This is a genomic window from Pseudaquabacterium pictum (assembly GCF_005403045.1).
Taxonomy (GTDB): domain Bacteria; phylum Pseudomonadota; class Gammaproteobacteria; order Burkholderiales; family Burkholderiaceae_C; genus Pseudaquabacterium; species Pseudaquabacterium pictum.
In genome coordinates, this window is record NZ_BJCL01000017.1 from 1 (window position 1) to 18908 (window position 18908).

The following is an 18908-nucleotide window of genomic DNA, read 5'->3' on the forward strand; positions in this document are numbered from 1 at the left end:
CAGCGTGGCGTCCACTCGCTGAAGTCCAGCGCCGGTCAGGTCGGCGCGTTGGCGCTGGCAGCCGAGGCGGGACGCATCGAAACCGCCCTGCGCCGCGGCGAACTCGATGCGGCTGCGCTAGCGCCAATGCTCCAGCGCCTGCAGGCCGCACAACGGCGCTTTGCAGAGACCGTAGCGGCGAGCGCCGCGGACTGACGGCCACGCTGAACCCCGGTGCCCGGCGGAGGGCGCGACGGACACCGAATCGTTTGGCCGCCGGCCGAAGGCACGCCCCAAAGTGCGTTCCTCCCGCCCGTGGCGTCGGCTCTTCCACGCCGCCATGACCCGTAAGAAGCGATATCCTGGACCATGCAGGGGCTTTTCAGGGGTGTTCCGGGACATGAGCGCATCGATATCAAAGCTGCTGCGACAGCCTGGTCCGGCCAGACGCGTCCTGTTCCTGGCGCTGGGCACCAGCGTTGGCGTGCTCGTGGCGATCCTCTTCGGGATCGTCGTGTTCCGAAACGGCTCCGTCGAGGCTAGCCGCAAGCTCAACGGGTCGTTCGCCCGCATCGTTGAAGAGCAGACGTCCAGAAGCCTTCAGGTGGTCGACCAGCGGCTGGAACTGGCAGCAGCGGCCTTCCTGACGCTGCAGGCCAGGGGCGTCGTGAGCGAGGACTCCGGCAGGCTCCTGCTCCGCGACCAGATCAAGCAGTTGCCGCTGCTTCGTGCCATGTGGATCCTGGATGCCGACGGGCACATCCGATTTGATTCGGATGTCGGCAACATCGGACTCAACCTGGCCGACCGGCCCTACTTCCAGGCCTACCTGAAGACGCCGGAGGCCGGGTTTCAGCTGGCTGATCCGGTGCGCAGCCGAACCACAGGCGGATGGCTGATCAGTGCCACCCGAGCCCTGAGAGACAGCGCAGGCAACTTTCGTGGCGTCATCGTCGCGGCGGTCGAACCGCCCTACTTCGACCAGCTGTGGCGCTCCATCGACCTCGGCGAGGGCGGCACCATCGCGCTGATCCGCCGAAACGGCACCCTGCTCATGCGGAGCCCGCTGGTCGACCGAATGATGGGGCAACCCAATCCCGAGCTTCGCATCGTGACGGAGCCGATGGATGTCAAGTCCGAAGGCGACTTCGAGAAAGCCAGTTCCTTCGATGGCCAGATGAGGCTGTTTTCCTATCGCCGGCTCTCGGTGGAGCCCGAGCTCGTGATCGTCGTTGGCCAGGCCAAGGACGTGATGCTGGCCCAGTGGCGCCGGCTCTCGCTGCTGGCCCTGATGGCATGGCTAGCAGGCTCGCTGCTGTTGTGGAGCCTGTCGGTGCACCTGGCTCGCGCCATGACTGCACGGATGGCCGGTGAAGCGGCGTTGCGCGAGAACGAACAAAACCTGGCGGTCACGCTGCAATCTATCGGGGATGCGGTCATTGCAACGACCGCAGAGGGATCGATCACCCGGATGAACGTTGCCGCGGAGCGGCTGACAGGGTGGACTCTGGCCGAAGCACGGGGCCGGCCGCTGATCGACGTCTTCCACATCGTCAGCAGCGAGACGCGACAGCCGGTGAAGGATCCGGTCGACCAGGTCATCGCACGAGGAGAGGTGGTCGGCCTGGCCAACGGCACGCTGTTGCTGGCCAAGGATGGGCGCGAGTTCCAGATCGCCGATAGCGCAGCACCAATACGCTCGTCCGACGGGAAGGTTCAAGGCGTGGTCCTCGTGTTCAGTGATGTGACCGATTCCTACCGCGCGAGCGAGACATTGCGCCGCAACGAGCAGCGGCTGCGCACCTTGCTGGCGAATCTGCGCTCCGGCGTCCTGGTGCACAACGCCGACACCACGCTCGTCGAAGTGAACGCAGCCGCGTGCCGGATCCTCGGGTTGTCGGAGGATCAATTGCTGGGCAAGGTGTCGATGGATCCGTTCTGGCGCCTGCTGCGCGAAGACATGTCGCCCGTGCCGATCGAGGACTTCCCGGTGAGCCGCGTGCTGGCGTCGGGCCAGCCCGTCCAGGACCTCCTGCTCGGAATTCAGCGATCGGACTTGCCGCGACCGGCCTGGGGCTTGTGCAATGCGTTTCCGCTGTTCGACAGCCAAGGTCAGATCGCCCAGATCGTCGTGACCGTCGCGGACATCACCGAACGCAAGTACGCGGAGCAGGAAAGCCGTCAGGCGAGAGAGTCACTGAGCGCGACGCTGGAGGCGATCCCGGATCTGATGTTCGAAGTGGACCTGGATGGGCGTTACTACACCGTCCACGCGCCGCAGCCCGAACTGCTGGCCGCGGCCCCGGAGGACCTCCTTGGCAAGACGGTCGCCGAGGTGCTGCCCCGCGAAGCCAGCAGCATCGTCTACTCGGCCCTGCTCGAAGCCGCGACGACAGGCCACTCATGGGGCCAGCAACTCGCGCTTCCCCTGGCGCAGGGTAAGAATTGGTTCGAACTCTCGGTGTCGCGCCGATCGGCGGCAGGTGATGCCCTGCCAAGGTTCATCGTGCTGGCACGTGACATAACCTCGCGCAAGCGAGCCGAATTCAAGCTTGAGCAGGTCAATCGCACACTGCTCGTGCTGAGCCGTTGCAGCGCGCTGGCGTTGCAGTCCACCGACGAGGAGCGTTTTCTTGCCGAACTCTGCAGGACCATCGTCGACGTGGGCGGCTTCAAGCTGGCCTGGATCGGATTCGCGGAAGACGATGCGGCAAAGTCCGTGCGAAAGGCGGCCAGGGCAGGCGAGGCCAGTGACTATCTCGATGCGGTCACGGTGACCTGGGACCCATCGCAGCCGACAGGGCGTGGCCCAACCGGGCGGGCCATTGCGACCGGGACCACTCAGGTCAACCTCGACTTCGCGACCCGACCAGACGCGGCGCCGTGGCGAGAAGCCGCCTTGAAATGGTACCTGCACTGCAGCGTCGCGCTGCCCATCGTCAGCGCCTCGCATGCGAGGGGGGCGTTGATGATCTATGCCGCCAGCGCGGAGGCCTTCGATGAATCGACGGTGGGCGTGCTGCAGGAACTGGCCCAGAACCTGTCCATCAGCCTGCAGGCATTCGGAGCGCGGAGCCAGCGCGATGAGGCGAACGTGGCCAGTCGCGCGAAGAGCACGTTCCTGGCGAACATGAGCCATGAGATCCGCACGCCGATGAACGCGATTCTCGGCATGAACTACCTGCTCAAGCGCACCACCCTGACCCCGGAACAACTCGATCGCGTCGAGAAGGTGGAAACTGCGGGCAGGCACCTTCTGGCACTGATCAACGACATCCTCGATCTGTCCAAGATCGAGGCTGGTGCGGTATCGCTCCAAGGCGAGGACTTCGTCGTCAAGTCCTTGCTGGACCTCGTGCACTCGATGGTGGCGGATTCGGCGTCGCGCAAGGGCCTGCGCCTGTCGGTTGAACACGATGGGCTGCCGCGAAGGCTGCACGGCGACGTGACGAGGATCCGGCAGGCCCTCTTAAACCTGGTCGGCAATGCCGTGAAGTTCACCGAACGGGGCTTTGTCGCGATACGAGCCGAGGCCCTTGAAGAATCGGCAGAGGGTGTACTGGTGTGCTTCAGCGTTCGCGACAGTGGCATCGGCGTCCCGGCCGAAGCGCTCCCCCGGCTCTTCAACGCGTTCGAGCAGGTGCGTACCGTCGGCCGCACCGAAGGCGGGACCGGGCTGGGCCTCGCGATCACGAGGCAGCTCGCGCAACTGATGGGCGGCACGGCGGGTGTCGAGAGTCGGGAGGGCGTGGGCAGTCGTTTCTGGTTCACGGTGCGGCTGCAGCAAGCGGAAGGAACGGACACTGGGTTCTCCGAACTGCAAGGCCAGGGGAACGAGGAGGACCAACTCCGAGAACGGTTCCCGGGAACTCGGGTGCTGGTCGCTGAAGACAACGCCGTCAATCGGGAGGTCATATCGTCGCTGCTGCACCTCCTTGGCTTCTCGGTGGACTGTGCGGAGGATGGACTCGAGGCCGTTGCCTTGGCCGAGACGAACCACTACGACCTGGTGCTGATGGATGTGCAGATGCCCCGGCTCGACGGACTGTCCGCAACACGCACGCTGCGGAACCCGCCCGGCTGCGCCGCCACGCCCATCGTCGCACTCACCGCCGATGCGCTGAGTGAGAGCCGGGCCGACTGTGAAGACGCCGGGATGAACGACTTCCTGTCGAAGCCGGTCGAACCTGCCTTGCTCTATGCCTGTCTGCTGCGCTGGCTCAGCAAGCCAGCGGGTTGAGGCGAAGGTCGCCGGTTCCATGAACGAACCTTCTTCGAACACGCTGACCCTCGCCCTGACGCTCATCGAGGCATGCGCGACCGTGGCCTTTGCGCTGTCGGGACTGATTGCAGCCGCGCGCAAGAAGTTGGACGCAGTCGGCGTCTGCGTCGTGGCGGGGCTGGCCGCCTTCGGAGGTGGCACGCTCCGCGACGTGTTGCTGGACCGTCGCCCGTTCTTCTGGGTCGAACACGCCTCGTGGCTCTGGGCGCTTTTGGCCCTGTGCATCGCCGCCATGGCATTCATGCGGGCACGTCACTTTGCCCCCACCGAGCGCGCGATGCAGTGGCCTGACGCTGTGGGCCTGGGTCTCTTCACCGCCGGTGGGACGCAGGTCGCGATGCAGGCGGGCATGCCTGCCATCGTGGCCGTTTTGATGGGTGTGGTGACCGCAGTGTTCGGCGGCGTGCTGCGCGACATCGTGTGCAACGAGATTCCGAGCGCTTTCAGCGATCACCGGCCCTATGCCGTGTGCTCATTCTTCGGTGGCTGGATTCTGGTGGGGGCGCAGGCCTTGCAGGCACCGGCGTGGGTGGGCCTGGTGGTCGCGATCGCCGTCGCGGCCGGATTGCGCGTTCTCGCGCTCGCAAGCGGCTACACGCTGCCACAGTGGTCGACCGGAGACACCGCCGACCGGTGATACCCGGCGAAGCAGCTGGCACCCGGTAGCCCACTGCGCTCCGCGGCAGCACCTGGACTTGCCGCAGCTTGGGCCGCACAGGTCACGACTTTCTCCCACGCAAAGAGGACTCGTGAATCTGGGGAAACGTGATTCCGCTCAAGCACCAACTCGGTGCTGCCGATAAAGGGGGAGTGCGCTGTGGGGGAAGCCGCGGGCAGCGCCGCTTCAGTGCGCCGTCGCCTTCCCGAACCTCAGCAGCCGGATCGAAACCCAATATGTCAGCAGTCTTGTCTTCCCTCGGAACCTTGCCAACCCGGAACGACAAGGACCGCGGCAACGCCGACGGTTTCTTTGCGCACCACGGCGTGTGGGCGCCGGGCGTGCGGTTGTTCCGTCGCCTGCGCTTCTCGGCGAAGGCGCTGATCATCTCTCTGGCCTTCACGTTGCCCTTCCTTGGTGTGCTGGGATGGCAGCAGGTGACGGAGTACGACCAGCTGCTCGAGGCACGGATGGAGGCGACCCGGCAACACGTGGAGGTCGCGCACGGCTTGATCCGGTGGGCCCAGGCCAAGGAGGCCAGCGGGAAACTGCCACGGGATCAGGCGCAGCAGATGGCGCTGCAGGCGCTCTCGGAACTGCGCTACGACAAGAAGGAGTATTTCTGGGTCAATGACATGCAGCCGCGGGTGCTCATGCACCCCATCAAGCCGGATCTGAACGGCAAGGATGTCGGCGATGTCAAGGATCCCAACGGTCTGGCGCTGTTCAAGGCGTTTGTCGTCAAGGTGCGAGAAAGTGGCAAGGGCTTCGTGGCCTACCAGTGGCCCAAGCCCGGAAGCGACCGTCCCGTGGACAAAGTGTCGTACGTGATGGGCTTCGAGCCCTGGGGGTGGGTCGTCGGCTCCGGCGTGTACACCGGCGACCTGCGTGATGCGGCCCTGAAGAAGGCCGAGTGGACCACGGGCATCGTGGTGGCGTCGCTGATGTTCGCCGCCTATCTGTTCCTGTGCTTCTACCGGGTCATGAACGGTGGCCTGCGCGAGACGCGACGCCACCTTCGCGCCATGACGCAGGGTGACCTCACGACCTCGCCTTCCCCCTGGGGTGGCGACGAGGCAGCCCAACTGATGTTCGAGCTCCGGGACATGCAGGACTCGCTGCGCAGTATGGTCCTGCGCGTTCGCCGCTCCAGCGACGAAATCGTCCACTCGAGCAGCGAGATCGCTTCGGGCGCATTGGACCTGTCAGCCCGCACGGAACAGGCCGCGGCCAACCTAGAGCAATCGGCGGCGTCGATGGAAGAGATCGCCTCGACGGTGAAGAGCACCGCCGAGAACACGCAGGAGGCGTCGCGCGTGGCTCGCCACAACGCCCAGACGGCGTCCGACGGGGGTCGGGTGATGGGCGATGTGGTGAGAACGATGGACGGGATCCGCGCCTCGTCATCGAAGATCGGCGAAATCACCGGCACCATCGACAGCATTGCCTTCCAGACCAACATCCTTGCGCTCAATGCGGCCGTGGAAGCTGCCCGTGCAGGCGATCAAGGGCGCGGATTCGCTGTGGTCGCCAGCGAGGTGCGGGTGCTGGCGCAAAGAAGCGCGCAAGCTGCGCGTGAGATTAAGGCTCTGATCGCGAGCAGCCTCGAACAGGTCGAGACCGGAACGACGGTTGTGCGAGGCGCTGGGACGACGATCGAGGAGATCGTGTCGTCATCCCAGCGCGTGGACCGGCTGCTCGATGACGTGGCCTCGGGCGCGCGCGAACAGAGTTTGGGTGTTGGTCAGATCGGGCAGGCCGTTCAGGAGCTCGACCGCATGACCCAGCAGAACGCGGCCATGGTGGAGCAAACCGCCGCGGCAGCCTCCGCCATGAAGGAACAGGCTCACACGCTGGCCGACGAAGTGGCGCGATTCAAGATCCCGGAAGAGCTCGCCCTCGCGGACGCCTCCGGCCCCGTCACCAACTTTGACTTTGACAAGGCCATCGAGGCGCACCGCCAGTGGAAGGTGAAACTGCGCAAGGCGATCGCGGAGCGCGAGAAGCTGGACAGCGACACCATCTGTCGCGATGACCAGTGCCCACTGGGCAAGTGGATTCACGGCCCTGGTGGCGCCCAGTGGGGTTCGCGGCCATCCTTTGTCGAATTGACGAGGAAGCATGCCCAGTTCCACCAGACGGCCGGCTCGGTCGCCAGGCAGATCAATGCCGGGCACTACGCGGAAGCCGAACGCCTGATCGGATCGGGATCGCAGTTCGCCCGGGCGTCGACCGAGGTCGCGACCATCCTTTCCCGGGCTAAGCGCGGGCTCTAGGCACTCGTCGCCGAGTCATTGCCGCAGGGCGGATCGCACTGGTGCGGCTGTGCTGCCAGGGCGACCATGCAAGGTGATTGCCAGACTGGGAACGTGCAGGTCGATATGGTGGGGTGAGGAAAACTCAATCACAAGTTCCGGCCGGGCCGACCTGTGGACCTTTAGCAATCCGGAGTCTCGTGCTGCACGCATTGGCTCGGAAGGGTCATCAGTATCTGAAAGGCCAACCGACACTTCGAGCATTGACTTCAGCGGCAGCCCATGCGCACGCGGTTGTGGGGACGCTGCGGCTGCTGGCTGCGGCCACCCCAGCACAAAGAGTTCTGGCTCGGACAGGGCAGCTGCTTGGGCGAAGAAGATCCGCTTGCCCTTGGGCAGATAGACCGGTTCGTAAGCCCAGGAAGCAAACGGCAAAGAGAGATCGACTTCAGACTGCGGCGAGAAGCAGATGCCGAACGGATTGGCTTGTCCGCCTCGCATTGACCAACGATCCCAAAGACGAGTCGGCCGGGTGCGGGTGGAGGTTGCTTCCGATTCGTCGTGCACCCACAAGAGCTCGAGGAACCCGTACTCGAAAAAGAAGCGACGGTTGGAAGTGCCTTGGCCTGGATGCACATTGCCACTTCCCTCAACGAGGCCGGCATCGAGCAGTGCCTGTGCCTCCGGGGCGCCAATCGATGTGCAGACGAAGATGTGGTCGAGGCGGAATGTCATTTACGCCGGGCGGATTGCGAGTGAGGTGCGACACCCTTTGGAAGAGAGGCGTTGAGTCGTAGGCTTACAGTTTCTCTTCCGGCAAGAAAAATCTGCCGCATGGGATCTCAGCAGTTCGCCTACAGGGAAGGCTATCTGCTTGGCAAGCACAAGTCCAGCGGCGACCTTGTGTCTGCCTAGGGGCCCCGTCCATCGGCGGCGGCCAGCAGTCGCGCGGCATCAAGAGGGCCAAGGGTCAATCCGTTGAGTCTTCGCCACCAGGCGCTACAGGTGCGCGACACGCTGTCACCCAAGAGGCCGCTGCCAGCCCGTGCGGGGGTCAATACGCCGAGTCCTCCGTCGTTGTCTAGTAGGGGCCCCGACCAACGGCGACGAGCGGCTTCAGTGCTTCGCTTGAGCGACGTATATGGCCGGACTGTCAGCTTGCCGAAGGACCTGACGATCATGAAGCCGAGACGACCGATCGAGGTCGACCCAAAGCAGCCACGTGAGACTGGGCAAAGCGGTCGCCTGCCCTGGTCCTGCCTTGGAGATCCAAGAGGCGGAGCGGCAACTTTCTCGGCAAAGTGCCCCGGCTAGAGTCGGGCCCCAGGCCCTTGTAAGGAGAGTGTATTGAAAACGCATGCCGTCAAGATCGTGCCAACCTTCTTGCGGCTGCATCACGTCCAGGATAGAAGCGCGCACGAAAGGTCAAGCGAAGGACGTAGCCTCTGACGGACCAGCGCGCTTCAGCGAGGGACAAAGAAGGTCGCTTTCTCGAATTGGACGACCGATTCTGTGCCGGTCCCCGCGCTGCGCTCCACGCCCCTGACCTCGAACACCACGGGCACCGACCGGCCTGCGAGCCCTTGCGCCACTGCGAAGGGCAAGCGCAGGCTGACCGGCATCGACGCCACGGCAGCCGGGCCGGCGCTGGCCGGCATTGCCAAGACCTCCAATCCATCGATCCCGGAGGCGGCAACCCGATAGGTCTGCGGGGCCTCCGTGCGATTCATGATCTGGATGCGGTAGACGTTCTCGACGGCGCCCTCCTCCACCACACGCGCCAACGCGCCACGGTCCTTGACCACATCGAATTTGAACGGGCTGCGCATCGCCACGCTGGCCGCGAAGGCAATGCTGGCCGCGGAGAGCACGGCCCCGTAGACCAGGACACGCGGCCGCAGCGCACGCTTGAACATCTGCAGCCGCGTCCAGCCGTTCACGACACCGTTTTCGGTGGAATAGCGGATCAACCCCTTGGCGTAGCCCATCTTGTCCATCACGTCGTCGCACACGTCGATGCACGCAGCGCAGCCGATGCACTCGTTCTGCAGCCCATTTCGGATGTCGATTCCCGTGGGGCAAACCTGCACGCACAAGGTGCAGTCGATGCAGTCGCCCAGTCCCTGCGCGGCGGCGTTCGTCTTCTTCGAGCGCGAGCCCCGGGGGTCGCCGCGCCCGGCGTCGTAGGCGATGACCAGCGAGTCCTTGTCGATCAAGGCGCTCTGGAATCGGGCGTAGGGGCACATGTACTTGCACATCTGCTCACGCAGGAAACCCGCGTTGCCGTAGGTGGCGGCGCCGTAGAAGAGCACCCAGAAGGCGTTCCACGCCGACATGTCCAGGGCCACTGCAGCGGCGGCCAGCTCCCGGATCGGCGTGAAGTAGCCGACGAAGCTGAAGCCAGTGATCAGCGCGATGGCCATCCAGACGCCCTGCTTGGCGCCCTTGCGCAGGATCTTGTTAGCGCCCCAGGGCGCCTGGTCCAGCCGCATGCGCGCGATGCGGTCGCCCTCGATCTGGCGTTCGGCCCACATGAATATCTCGGTGTAGACCGTCTGTGGACAGGTGTAGCCGCACCACAGCCGGCCGGCCACGGCGGTGAAGAAGAACAGTGCCAGCGCCGACAGCACCAGCAGCGCCGCCAGGAAGATCAAGTCCTGCGGATAGAGCAGCAGGCCGAAGATGTAGAAGCGCTGGGCGTCCAGGTCGAACAGCACCGCCTGGCGGCCGCCCCACTGCAGCCACGGCAGGCCGTAGAACAGCAGCTGGGTCAGCCAGACGAAGACCCAGCGCCAGGTGGCGAACCAGCCTTTCACCGCACGCGGGTAGATGGTCGCCTGCTTCTGGTACATCGAGACGAACTGCTCGCCGTCGTTGCTCGCACCCGATACCGGCGCGATGGGAATGACCTTCCGGGAACTTGCCATGCTCAGGACGAGCCGGCCAACGAGCGGTCACATCGCATCAAGGCTTTCATCGCTTCAGCTCGCCCAGCTTGTGTTCGATCTTGCTCCAGGCTTCGGCATCCGGCAGCGCGAGCTTGGTTTTCGTGATCGGCTTCCATTCGCGCGACAGCTCGGCGTTCAGCGGCGTGAAGTGCTGCTGGCCGGTGGGCACGTCTTCTTCGGCATAGATGGCATTCACTGGGCACTCTGGAACGCAGACTGCGCAGTCGATGCACTCGTCGGGGTCGATCACCAGGAAGTTCGGCCCTTCGCGAAACGCGTCGACCGGACACACGTCCACGCAATCGGTGTACTTGCACCGGATGCAGGCTTCGGTGACGACGAAGGTCATCGCTGCGCGAGCGCGATGTCAACCGCAGCAGGCGCCGCCTGAGCAGCAGGAATCGCCCTTCGCGCCCGCCGAAGGCACGGAGGCGTCAGCGATACGGGTGATCTGAATGCGCCAGACCGACGGACCGGCTTCCAGCGTGGCCCATTCGAACTGTCCGAGAGCGCGGTCTTCGAACTGATAACGCAGCGGCTGCGGGTTGTGGTCGTTCACGAGTTGCAGTGCCTGGCCGGTGGCCAGGGCGTCGAAGCGACCGAAGATCAGCGGGTGGCGCTCACGCGGCGCAATGGTGCGCAGGTCCAGCTCGAAGGTGGGTTGAATCAGGGTTGCAGTCATGGGAACCTTTCAGGAGTGAAGTGCGCACCTGGCCGCGCGACATGCGCGGCGGAAGTGCGATGAGGGAACAGGAACGTTCAGCCGTCCTTGCCGTCGAGACGGCTGCTCAGCAGCCAGGGCGTGAAGACCCAGAGGTAGAGCGAAAAGGCCGCTGCCCAGGCGGCTGCAGCCACCACGAGCCAGTCAGATGTGTGTGCCGGCGCCACCAAGGGGAGCAGCACACGGGCGACGGCAGCACCCGCCACCAACAGGTAGGCGGCAACCTCCAGTCGCGACACCTTCAGCGGGCGCCCCGTGTGGCCTCTCGCCGTGCGGGTGACCATGCCGACGATGAGCCCGGCCGTGGCACCTACCGCCAGGGCGTGAATGCCAGCAGAAGCGGCCACGCCACCCAGCTGCGCCCATGCAAGCAGCAAGAAGCCGACTGGCAACCAAGCGTACGCCGCGTGCAACACCCACAGGATGGGGCGGGCACGGGTGCGCCAAGGCTGCCAGTGCCACAACCTGGCGGCATGCAACAGCGCTGCAAGGGCGAAGCCGGCCGCTGTGACCGGATTGGCCGACAGCAGCACCCACGACGCGAGAGACAGCGCCGTCGCTGCCAGCGTGCTGCGCTCCAGCCAGGCTGGCACCTTCAGCTGCCGGCCCGGCAGCGCAGACATCGTGAACGCCGGTATCACCCGCCCCGCGATCACGCATTCGATCATCACGACCAGCGCCAGACCGGCGTGCAGCGCCCACAGCGGATCGATGTTCAGCCAGCCCAGAACCGCTGCGTGAAAGCTGACATTCGCTGTCGCCAGCAGCAGCAGGATCGCGCCCAGCGGCAGGTTGCGCCGGTTGCCGGCTTTCAACAGAACCCGGATCAGCGCTAAGGCCACCCAAGGCAGCAGCACCACGTCCAGAACGGCATAGACCGCATACGGTGCCCCCACGGCGGAGAGCCGCGCTGCCAGCCACAGCCCCGCCATCACCGCCAGCGTCGCGCCGCGCGGCGTGGCCAGGCCCGTCCAGGCCTTGCCGGCCGTCAGCAGGAAGCCGACGATCACTGCCACCGCAAAGCCGTAGAGCATCTCGTGGGCGTGCCACAGCAGCGGCGGCATCGTCGAAGGCAGTGCCACCAGGCCCAGGAGGCCCGCGATCCAGTACGGCACCGCGAACAGGGCGAACGCGGCTGCCCCCAGGTAGAACGGCCTGAATCCAAGGCGAAACAGCGGCCAGCCAGGCAAAGGGAACTGCGCGCTCGACGCGGCGGCCGCAGCACCCTGCGGGGCACCCGTGACGGCCAGGGGTATGGCGGATGTGGGCTTCGTCATGACCGCGCGCACCATCCTTGCGGCCTGCGGACTGAGCTGTTGAACCAAAGATGCAGCATGCGTACATGTTAATGACTCGTTGCCCTTAAAGCAATACACTGCGTGCATCTTTAAGGATTGCCATGCGCCTGTCCGAATACACCGACTACACGCTGCGGGTGCTGATGTACTGCGCGGCGCACCGGGACCGCCTGGTGACGATCGGCGAACTGGCCGAGCACCACGGGTTGTCGAAGAACCACCTGATGAAGGTCGTCAACGACCTGGCCCGCCAGGGACTGCTCGTAACCACCCGGGGCCGCGGCGGTGGCCTGCGGCTGCTGGCCGAGCCCGAGACCATCCGCATCGGCGATGTCGTGCGCTCCACTGAGACCGACTTCAGGTTGGTGGAGTGTTTCGACGCCACCACCAACGCCTGCACGCTGTCACCAAGCTGCCGCCTGAAGCACCTGTTCGACGACGCGCTGGCGGGCTACTTCAAGGCTCTGGACGGCGCAACGCTGGCGGACATGACACAAGGCCTGCAAGGACCGTCAGCGACAACAGCCAGGTCCAACCGATCGCATGCGGTCCGCAAGCTGCCCACCGTGGTGGCCCCACCGACCTCGCGGCGCGCCTCACGCCCGGGCCGCAGCGCCTGAAGGCCCACAGGAGCAATCTCACCATGGCCCTGACCTTGCCCGGCCACAGTGCCCCCGCTGTCGGCTTTGAAGTCCCGCTGGAAATGCTGGCTGCCTGCCACGGGCGCGTGCAGCACCAGTGCGAAACCCTGCTGCGTCTGGTCGCACATCTGCAGACCCATGGCGCGGACCGCCCTGCGCAAGAAGCTGCGAGCGCCGTCATGCGCTACTTCGATACAGCCGCGCGCCACCACCACGAGGACGAGGAGCAGGACCTGTTCCCCGCCCTGCTGGAGTCCATGGCTGGCTCCGATGCGGTGTGCCTGCGCGAGCTGACCGCGTCGCTATGCAGTGATCACCGCCTGCTCGAACAACGATGGGCCTCATTGCGCCAGCAGTTGTTGCAAGTCGCAGAGGGCGCCGCTTCAACGCTGGCCGATGCCGACATACCGGGCTTCGTCAGGTTGTACGAGCAGCACATTGCCCGCGAGGAAGCCGAGTTGCTGCCCATGGCGACCCGCTTGCTGAGTGATGTCGAACTGGATCGCATCGGCCTGGCCATGCGCAGCCGGCGCGGTGTTGTCGCGCTGACCGCAGCGATCGCACCTCAGCCCTGATCCATCCGCCAGCCGCTGATGACGGCTGATGCTTCGGCCCCGGCCTTCGGATGCGCCGCGCGGACGGGACGGCCCGCGATGACCCAGTTGGCAAGCCGTTCTCCCGGCCCGCAGAACGCCGCGTGCACGGCCGGGTCGGACACCGAAGCGCCGCTCAGCGCCTTGGCACCGAAGCCCATCAGGTGCAGGGCATTCATGAAATTCATCAGCGCCGCGCCGACGCACAGCCACTGCTCGTGCGGCGGGACATCGGGCACGTCGTCGCGCACGCGGGCGACCAGCGCAACCAGCCCGGGGCCGTTGAAGGCACGCGCCCGGGCGCGCTCAACTTCTTCGGCGGTCTGCCCACGTTGCTCAGCGCCGCTTGCGAACAACCCGGCCAATGCAACGCGCTGGCTGTCACCAACCACGACAAACCGGAACGGCCGCAAACCGCCATGGTCGGGCGCACGCAAGGACAGGTCCGCGGCGCGGGCCCACTGCTCTGCGCTCGGCCCAGGCGGCGCCAAATACTTCGGCCCCACCGAGTAGCGCAGCGCGAGCAGGTCCAGCAGTTCGTCCCCGGCGTTCACCCCTGCCGCCCTGCCAGGTACACCGCCGCCTGCACACGCGAGCTGAGGTTCAGCTTGCGCAGGATGTGTTGCACGTGGATCTTCACCGTGGCTTCGGCGATGTTCAGCTCGCGCGCCAGTTCCTTGTTGCTGGCGCCCTTGGCGATCAGGGCGAGGATCTCGCGCTCACGCGGCGACAGGGTGTGGATGGGGTCGGTGTCGACGGTCGGCGGCGGTGGCGTGGCAGTGCCCTGCCCCGTCTGGAAGGCATTGACCAGCTTGCTCGTCATCTCGGGGCTGACGACCGATTCGCCTGCCATCGTGCGTTGGATGGCCGAGGCCAGCATTTCGCTGTCCATGGTCTTGAGCAGGTAGCCGCAGGAGCCACCGCGCAGGGCCGCTGCCAGATCTCGCTCGTCTTCGCTGACGGTCAGCATCAGCACCCGGGCCTGAGGCGCCGAGGCCTTGAACCCGGCCAGCGCGTCGACGCCATTGACGCCGGGCATGTGATTGTCCAGCAGGATCACGTCGGGCTGGGTTTGTGCGGCCCGCTGGTGCGCCTCGTTGGCGTCGCCGGCCTCGGCCACCACCTGGAAGCGTGCATCGCCCGCCAGCAGCGAAATCAGTCCGCGGCGGAACAGAGTGTGGTCGTCGACCACCAACACGCGAATGGGCTGTGCGGCGATCATGCGGCCAGCCCCAGACGCTCAGGCAGCTTCAGCACCACGCAAGTGCCCGAACCTGGCACGGAGGCGACCTCCACCGTCGCGCCGATGTTGTGCGCCCGCTCGCGCATGATGCGCAGCCCCACATGGGTCTCGTCAGGACCGGCACCATCGGGGTCGAAGCCACAGCCGTCGTCGCGCACCTCCACGCGCCACTGCGGCGTTTGCTGCACTTCCACCCACACCTCTCGCGCCTGCGCATGCTTGCGCACGTTGGAAAGAGCCTCCTGCACCACGTGCAGCACCTGAACCTGCACGTCTGCCGGCAGCGGCATGCCGTCGCCTTCGATGTCCAGATGGGTGGCCAGGCCGGTCTGGTGTTCGAATTTCTGCAGCGTGGTCTTCAAGGCGGGCGCAATGTCTTCGCTGTTGGTGCGGGTGCGGAAGTGCACCAGCAGTTCACGCACGTCGCCGAGACTTTCGTGGACGCCGGCGTCGAGTTCGCCCAGGGTCCGGTCGATGCGGGCGGCATCCGTGCTTTTGATGTCGCTGCGCAGCAGGCCAAGCTGGATCTTCAGGAAGGCCAGGCTCTGGGCAATGGAGTCGTGAAGTTCTCGCGCGATGAAGCTGCGTTCCTCGGCCACGGCGGTCTCGCGTTGCAGGGCTGCGGCACGCAGGCCCTCGATGGCACCCGCCAGGTGGCTGGCAATGGTTTCCAGCAAGGCACGGTCGTCGTCGGACAAAGCCCTGGGTTCGCGGTAAAACAGGTTGAGCTCGCCAACCATCCGCTCGTGCAGCCTGACAGGCACGCTGATGACGGTCTGGAAGCCTTCCCGGGCGCAGTGTCCAAGGCGCGACGCGGGGCCGTCCGGCAGGATCGGGATCACCCGTGTCGTGGCGTCGCCCTGGGGCTGACCGCACAGGCAGTCCCCCGTGGGAATGCACAGCTCTTCGTCGACCACCGCCTGCGGCAGGCAGTCGGACGCCAGCAGCAGGTACTTGCGGTTGGCCTCGTCAGACCAGCGCACGGCCGAGGCGTCGGCGCGGGCCACCTGGCGCACCTGCCTGGCAATGCCCTGCGCCAGTGCGTCCAGCGACTCGGCACGCGCCACGAACGCGGCCGACTCGTACAGGGCCGCCAACCGCGCTCGCTGGGCCTCCAGATGCTCGGTCTTTTCCTGCACCTTGGATTCGAGGTTCTGGTACAGGCCCTGCAGGGTTTCGGCCATGCGGTTGAAGCCGGCCGCGAGCGCGCCGAATTCGTCGTTGGCGCCTGGGTCGACCCGTGCGCCCAGGTCGCCCGCCTCCACCCGGGCCAGCCCGGCCTGCAACCGGGACAGTGGGTTGAAGATGAACAGCCAGGCCGAATACAGCAAGGCAATCGCACTGCCGATGGTCAGTGCCACCATCACGAACTGAACGGCATTCAGAATGGCCGTCAGTCGGGACAGGTGGTGCTCGATCGCCGACACGAAGGTATCGATGCGGGCCACAAAGGCATCGGCCTGCTGCCCTGACAGTTCGGCACCCGGTCCAGGCAACTCGGTCCACCTTGCCTTGAGCGCCAGCCAGTCGCGCTGTACAGCGGCGAAGGCCTCCTGCGACAGGTCGTCGTGTGGAACGAGCAGCGGACGTGCCGGATCGCCCGTGCGCAGCACGTTCACGCTTTGGTCAAACTGCGCCGCCAGCCCTGCAATCTGTTGCGCGTCCGAGCGAGCTAGCGTTTGGGCCATGCGCCAGGTCTGCATGCGCATGCGGCCGGCCTCATTGACAGCCGCCGCACCACCTTCCAACTGCCAGGTCACCCATAGCGTCAGCCCAATCGAGGCAAACGCCATCAGCAACAAGGCGCCCCCGATGGCGCCAAGCTTGGCGGAGAGGCTCCATGACCGAGGCATGCGCGCACTGTACTGGAGGCCGGAAACAGACCGAGCCCGGTCGAGGCTTGGAGTGCCTTCAGCCGCCATGTGTCCACCATGGCTGCAAAAGCCCCAGCGGGTGGTGCGAAAGCGCCACCGAGGCCATGAACATGTAGACCATCAGGGCCCCGGCGTAGCTGGCACGTTGCGCCGCCGGTGACTTTGCCCGCTTGAGCGCCAGCGAACCGAGCACGATGTACAGCACCAGCAACAGCAGCTTGGCCGCCAGCCAGGGGCTGCCGACCGGGTTCAGCGACAGCAAAACCCAGAGTGAGACACCGGCAGCCAGCAACAGCGTGTCGATGCCGTAGCTCAGCATCCGCCACGGCTTGGCCATCGCCCAGCTCTGCCCAGCCAGCACCAGCGCGCCGCGCAGTGCGAACAGGCCCCCACTGACCAGCACGAGCCCGATATGGGCCGACTTGAGGGGCGAATACCAGAGCGCGATCTCAGGCATGGTGGTCGGCATGTGGGCGGAAGCGACTAAGCTCGGGGCCATGGAAATTAGTCACTTCAACGACCTGTTGGCGGCCGCTCGGCAGCAACCCGACGCGCAGCGTCTCTTGATGGTGTTTGCTGCAGCGAGCCTGCCGCCTGACGCAACGGCCGAACAGCGGGCCCGCTTTGAAGCAGGTGAGTCCGGCGAGCTGGCACCGCTGATGTGCGTGGACAAGGACCCTGCCGACTTGAAGGACTTCGCCGCGTTGCAGGCGGAGGCCTTGTCCATGGGTCAGGACTGGGCCCTGGTCTTCGCTGCGGCCATGTCTGGCCAAGGAAGGCAGGCTCCCGCTTCGACGCAGGTGGAGGCCGCACTCACCCGCATGGTGGAGGCGGTGAAGTCCGGCAACCTGAGCGGCATGATCCCGTTCGACCGTCAGGGAGAGGCCGTCCAGTTGGGCTGACCGGACGGTCGCCCCCTCACAAGCGGGTGGACTCATCATCCTGTAGCGCTTCGGGTTGGTGCGCCACGTACGGCCCGGTGCCCGCGTTGTCGGCCTGTGCCGCTGGCACGAAGCCGCCACGCTGAACGTCGAAGACATGGACTTCGCCGTCTTCGATCACGTAGTGCCAGCCGTGCAAGGCCAAAGCGCCGGATTCGACGCGCTCTCGCACCATCGGGTAGTCCATCAGTCGTTCCAGCTGCAGCACCACTGCGCGTTGCTCGGTGCGCCGCAGCACATCGGGGCCCGGCTCGGCCACGGGCAAAGCTGCTTCGCGCCCGAGCTCCAACCATTGCGACAGGTGCTTGGCGGCCGGTGACACATCACCGTACAAGGCCCGGATGGCGCCGCAGTGGCTGTGGCCGCACACCACGATGCGCTTGACCGACAGGTTGAGGACGGCGAACTCGATGGCTGCCGCCGTTCCATGGAAACCCTGGCTCTGGTCGTGCGGTGGCACGAAGGCACCGACGTTGCGCACCAGGAACAACTCTCCCGGACCGGCGCCGGTCAGCAGGTACGGTACCAGGCGCGAATCGCTGCAGCCGATGAAAAGCGTCATCGGGTGCTGGCCATCGTCGACCAGCAACCTGAAGTGCGAGCGTTGGGCTGGGAAAGCGTCCGTCTGGAAGCGCTGAAGGCGCTGCAGCAGTTCGTCGGGCATGGGTCGGGGGGGCTGAGCCGTGCTACTGGACCAGAGGCGACTCAGCGGCCTCCAGGTCCACACCGGTCAACTTGGCCGCGCCAGCCAGCAGCTGCAAGTACTGCCGCAGCGCGGTGGCAAAGGCTTGCTGCCGAAGCCCTTGCGCCACGGCCGACTTCACGGTCTCGAACGCGGGGTCCAGGCCCGGCTGCCTGGCCTTGACTTCCACCACGTGCAACCCGAAACGGCTGTGCACCAATCGCGGCAACACGCCGACCTCGGGCTTGCCGAAGATCTCGCGCGCGAACTCCGGTGCGCAATCATCGGTCGTCAGCCAGCCCAAGGCGCCGCCATCCGCACCACTGGGACAATTGGATGTGGAAGCCGCCGCTGCGGCGAAGCGGTCTTCGCCACCGGTCGACGCGCAGCGCACATCCAGCAGACAGGCCTCGGCACGTTGGCGCAAGGCATTGACATCCACGCCCGGTGTGACGGCAAACAGCACGTGGCGCAGCTGCACACGTTCACCCACGGCGTAGCGGCCGCGCTGGGCCGCGTGGTGTCGGCGCAAAGCCTCATCTGACGGTTCGGGTATATGCAGTTCCCGGTCCAACAGGGCCTCGATGGCGGAGCTGGCGGCCTCGGTCATGGCGCCGCCCAGGGGCAACGGATCGTCGGCAGCCAGCAGGCCCGCCTCAATGGCAGCCTGGCGCAGCAACTCGGCACAGGCCCGCTGCCTGAGGGTCTCGGTCGTCAGCGCTTCGTTGGGGTACGACAGCACGACGCCATTGACCTGGGGAAGTACAGAAGTGGACGTGGTCATGGTCTGGGC

Annotated in this window: 18 protein-coding genes; 7 read left to right on the forward strand and 11 right to left on the reverse strand. The window is 65.8% G+C overall.

Annotated elements, in window-relative coordinates; translation table 11 throughout:
• The 4 genes from FFT10_RS22750 to FFT10_RS22765 all read left to right on the forward strand — a co-directional run.
• On the forward strand, nucleotides 1-195 hold a 195-nt coding region (locus FFT10_RS22750), incomplete at its 5' end, for an Hpt domain-containing protein (protein ID WP_137735180.1).
• A gap of 184 nt (nucleotides 196-379) precedes the next feature.
• Entirely contained in the window at nucleotides 380-4219 is a 3840-nt protein-coding gene (locus FFT10_RS22755) for a PAS domain-containing protein (protein WP_162520889.1), read from the forward strand.
• Nucleotides 4220-4238: 19 nt separating this feature from the next.
• The gene (locus FFT10_RS22760) at nucleotides 4239-4898 is read left to right on the forward strand and encodes a trimeric intracellular cation channel family protein (protein WP_137735182.1); all 660 of its coding nucleotides are present in this window, start codon (nucleotides 4239-4241) and stop codon (nucleotides 4896-4898) included.
• Between the two features lie 269 nt (nucleotides 4899-5167).
• Nucleotides 5168-7195, forward strand: coding sequence for a methyl-accepting chemotaxis protein (locus FFT10_RS22765; RefSeq protein WP_228027257.1), 2028 nt, complete (start codon nucleotides 5168-5170; stop codon nucleotides 7193-7195).
• A 15-nt stretch (nucleotides 7196-7210) separates the two neighbouring features.
• On the opposite strand, the gene FFT10_RS22770 is transcribed toward FFT10_RS22765, so the two are convergent.
• The 5 genes from FFT10_RS22770 to FFT10_RS22790 all read right to left on the reverse strand — a co-directional run bounded on the left by FFT10_RS22770 (nucleotide 7211) and on the right by FFT10_RS22790 (nucleotide 12120).
• Nucleotides 7211-7909 (reverse strand): VOC family protein, encoded by a 699-nt coding sequence (locus FFT10_RS22770; protein WP_137735184.1) that lies wholly within the window; start codon nucleotides 7907-7909, stop codon nucleotides 7211-7213.
• 728 nt (nucleotides 7910-8637) lie between these two features.
• Nucleotides 8638-10101: a cytochrome c oxidase accessory protein CcoG gene (gene ccoG / locus FFT10_RS22775; protein ID WP_137735185.1), complete on the reverse strand. Its 1464-nt coding sequence runs from the start codon at nucleotides 10099-10101 to the stop codon at nucleotides 8638-8640.
• A 46-nt stretch (nucleotides 10102-10147) separates the two neighbouring features.
• Nucleotides 10148-10471, reverse strand: coding sequence for a ferredoxin FdxA (gene fdxA, locus FFT10_RS22780; protein ID WP_054139971.1), 324 nt, complete (start codon nucleotides 10469-10471; stop codon nucleotides 10148-10150).
• A gap of 18 nt (nucleotides 10472-10489) precedes the next feature.
• On the reverse strand, nucleotides 10490-10804 hold the full coding sequence (locus FFT10_RS22785; RefSeq protein ID WP_137735186.1) for a DUF2249 domain-containing protein: 315 nt from the start codon (nucleotides 10802-10804) through the stop codon (nucleotides 10490-10492).
• A 77-nt stretch (nucleotides 10805-10881) separates the two neighbouring features.
• Nucleotides 10882-12120 carry an NnrS family protein gene (locus FFT10_RS22790; protein WP_137735187.1) on the reverse strand — a complete coding sequence of 413 codons (1239 nt, stop codon included), beginning with the start codon at nucleotides 12118-12120 and terminating at the stop codon, nucleotides 10882-10884.
• Nucleotides 12121-12242: 122 nt separating this feature from the next.
• On the opposite strand from FFT10_RS22790, the gene FFT10_RS22795 reads away from it, so the two are divergent.
• A complete protein-coding gene (locus FFT10_RS22795) occupies nucleotides 12243-12761 on the forward strand; it encodes an RrF2 family transcriptional regulator (RefSeq protein WP_137735188.1) in 519 nt (172 codons plus the stop codon).
• A 23-nt stretch (nucleotides 12762-12784) separates the two neighbouring features.
• Nucleotides 12785-13357, forward strand: coding sequence for a hemerythrin domain-containing protein (locus FFT10_RS22800; protein ID WP_137735189.1), 573 nt, complete (start codon nucleotides 12785-12787; stop codon nucleotides 13355-13357).
• On the opposite strand, the gene FFT10_RS22805 is transcribed toward FFT10_RS22800, so the two are convergent.
• The 4 genes from FFT10_RS22805 to FFT10_RS22820 form a co-directional block, all read right to left on the reverse strand.
• A complete protein-coding gene (locus FFT10_RS22805) occupies nucleotides 13348-13929 on the reverse strand; it encodes a nitroreductase family protein (protein ID WP_137735190.1) in 582 nt (193 codons plus the stop codon). The genes FFT10_RS22800 and FFT10_RS22805 overlap by 10 nt on opposite strands.
• The gene (locus tag FFT10_RS22810) at nucleotides 13926-14597 is read right to left on the reverse strand and encodes a response regulator (RefSeq protein ID WP_137735191.1); all 672 of its coding nucleotides are present in this window, start codon (nucleotides 14595-14597) and stop codon (nucleotides 13926-13928) included. The genes FFT10_RS22805 and FFT10_RS22810 overlap by 4 nt, the downstream gene beginning before the upstream one ends.
• On the reverse strand, nucleotides 14594-16411 hold the full coding sequence (locus FFT10_RS22815; RefSeq protein ID WP_306446643.1) for a type IV pili methyl-accepting chemotaxis transducer N-terminal domain-containing protein: 1818 nt from the start codon (nucleotides 16409-16411) through the stop codon (nucleotides 14594-14596). Before FFT10_RS22815 ends, FFT10_RS22810 begins: the two co-directional genes overlap by 4 nt.
• 118 nt (nucleotides 16412-16529) lie before the next feature.
• On the reverse strand, nucleotides 16530-16949 hold the full coding sequence (locus FFT10_RS22820) for a SirB2 family protein (RefSeq protein WP_174246141.1): 420 nt from the start codon (nucleotides 16947-16949) through the stop codon (nucleotides 16530-16532).
• A gap of 40 nt (nucleotides 16950-16989) precedes the next feature.
• Here FFT10_RS22820 and FFT10_RS22825 point away from each other — a divergent pair, with 40 nt between their 5' ends.
• The gene (locus FFT10_RS22825) at nucleotides 16990-17394 is read left to right on the forward strand and encodes a ribonucleotide reductase subunit alpha (protein WP_137735268.1); all 405 of its coding nucleotides are present in this window, start codon (nucleotides 16990-16992) and stop codon (nucleotides 17392-17394) included.
• A 16-nt stretch (nucleotides 17395-17410) separates the two neighbouring features.
• On the opposite strand, the gene FFT10_RS22830 is transcribed toward FFT10_RS22825, so the two are convergent.
• A complete protein-coding gene (locus tag FFT10_RS22830) occupies nucleotides 17411-18097 on the reverse strand; it encodes a carbonic anhydrase (protein WP_137735193.1) in 687 nt (228 codons plus the stop codon).
• A 22-nt stretch (nucleotides 18098-18119) separates the two neighbouring features.
• A complete protein-coding gene (locus tag FFT10_RS22835; RefSeq protein ID WP_228027258.1) occupies nucleotides 18120-18899 on the reverse strand; it encodes a peptidylprolyl isomerase in 780 nt (259 codons plus the stop codon).
• Between the last annotated feature and the right edge of the window lie 9 nt (nucleotides 18900-18908).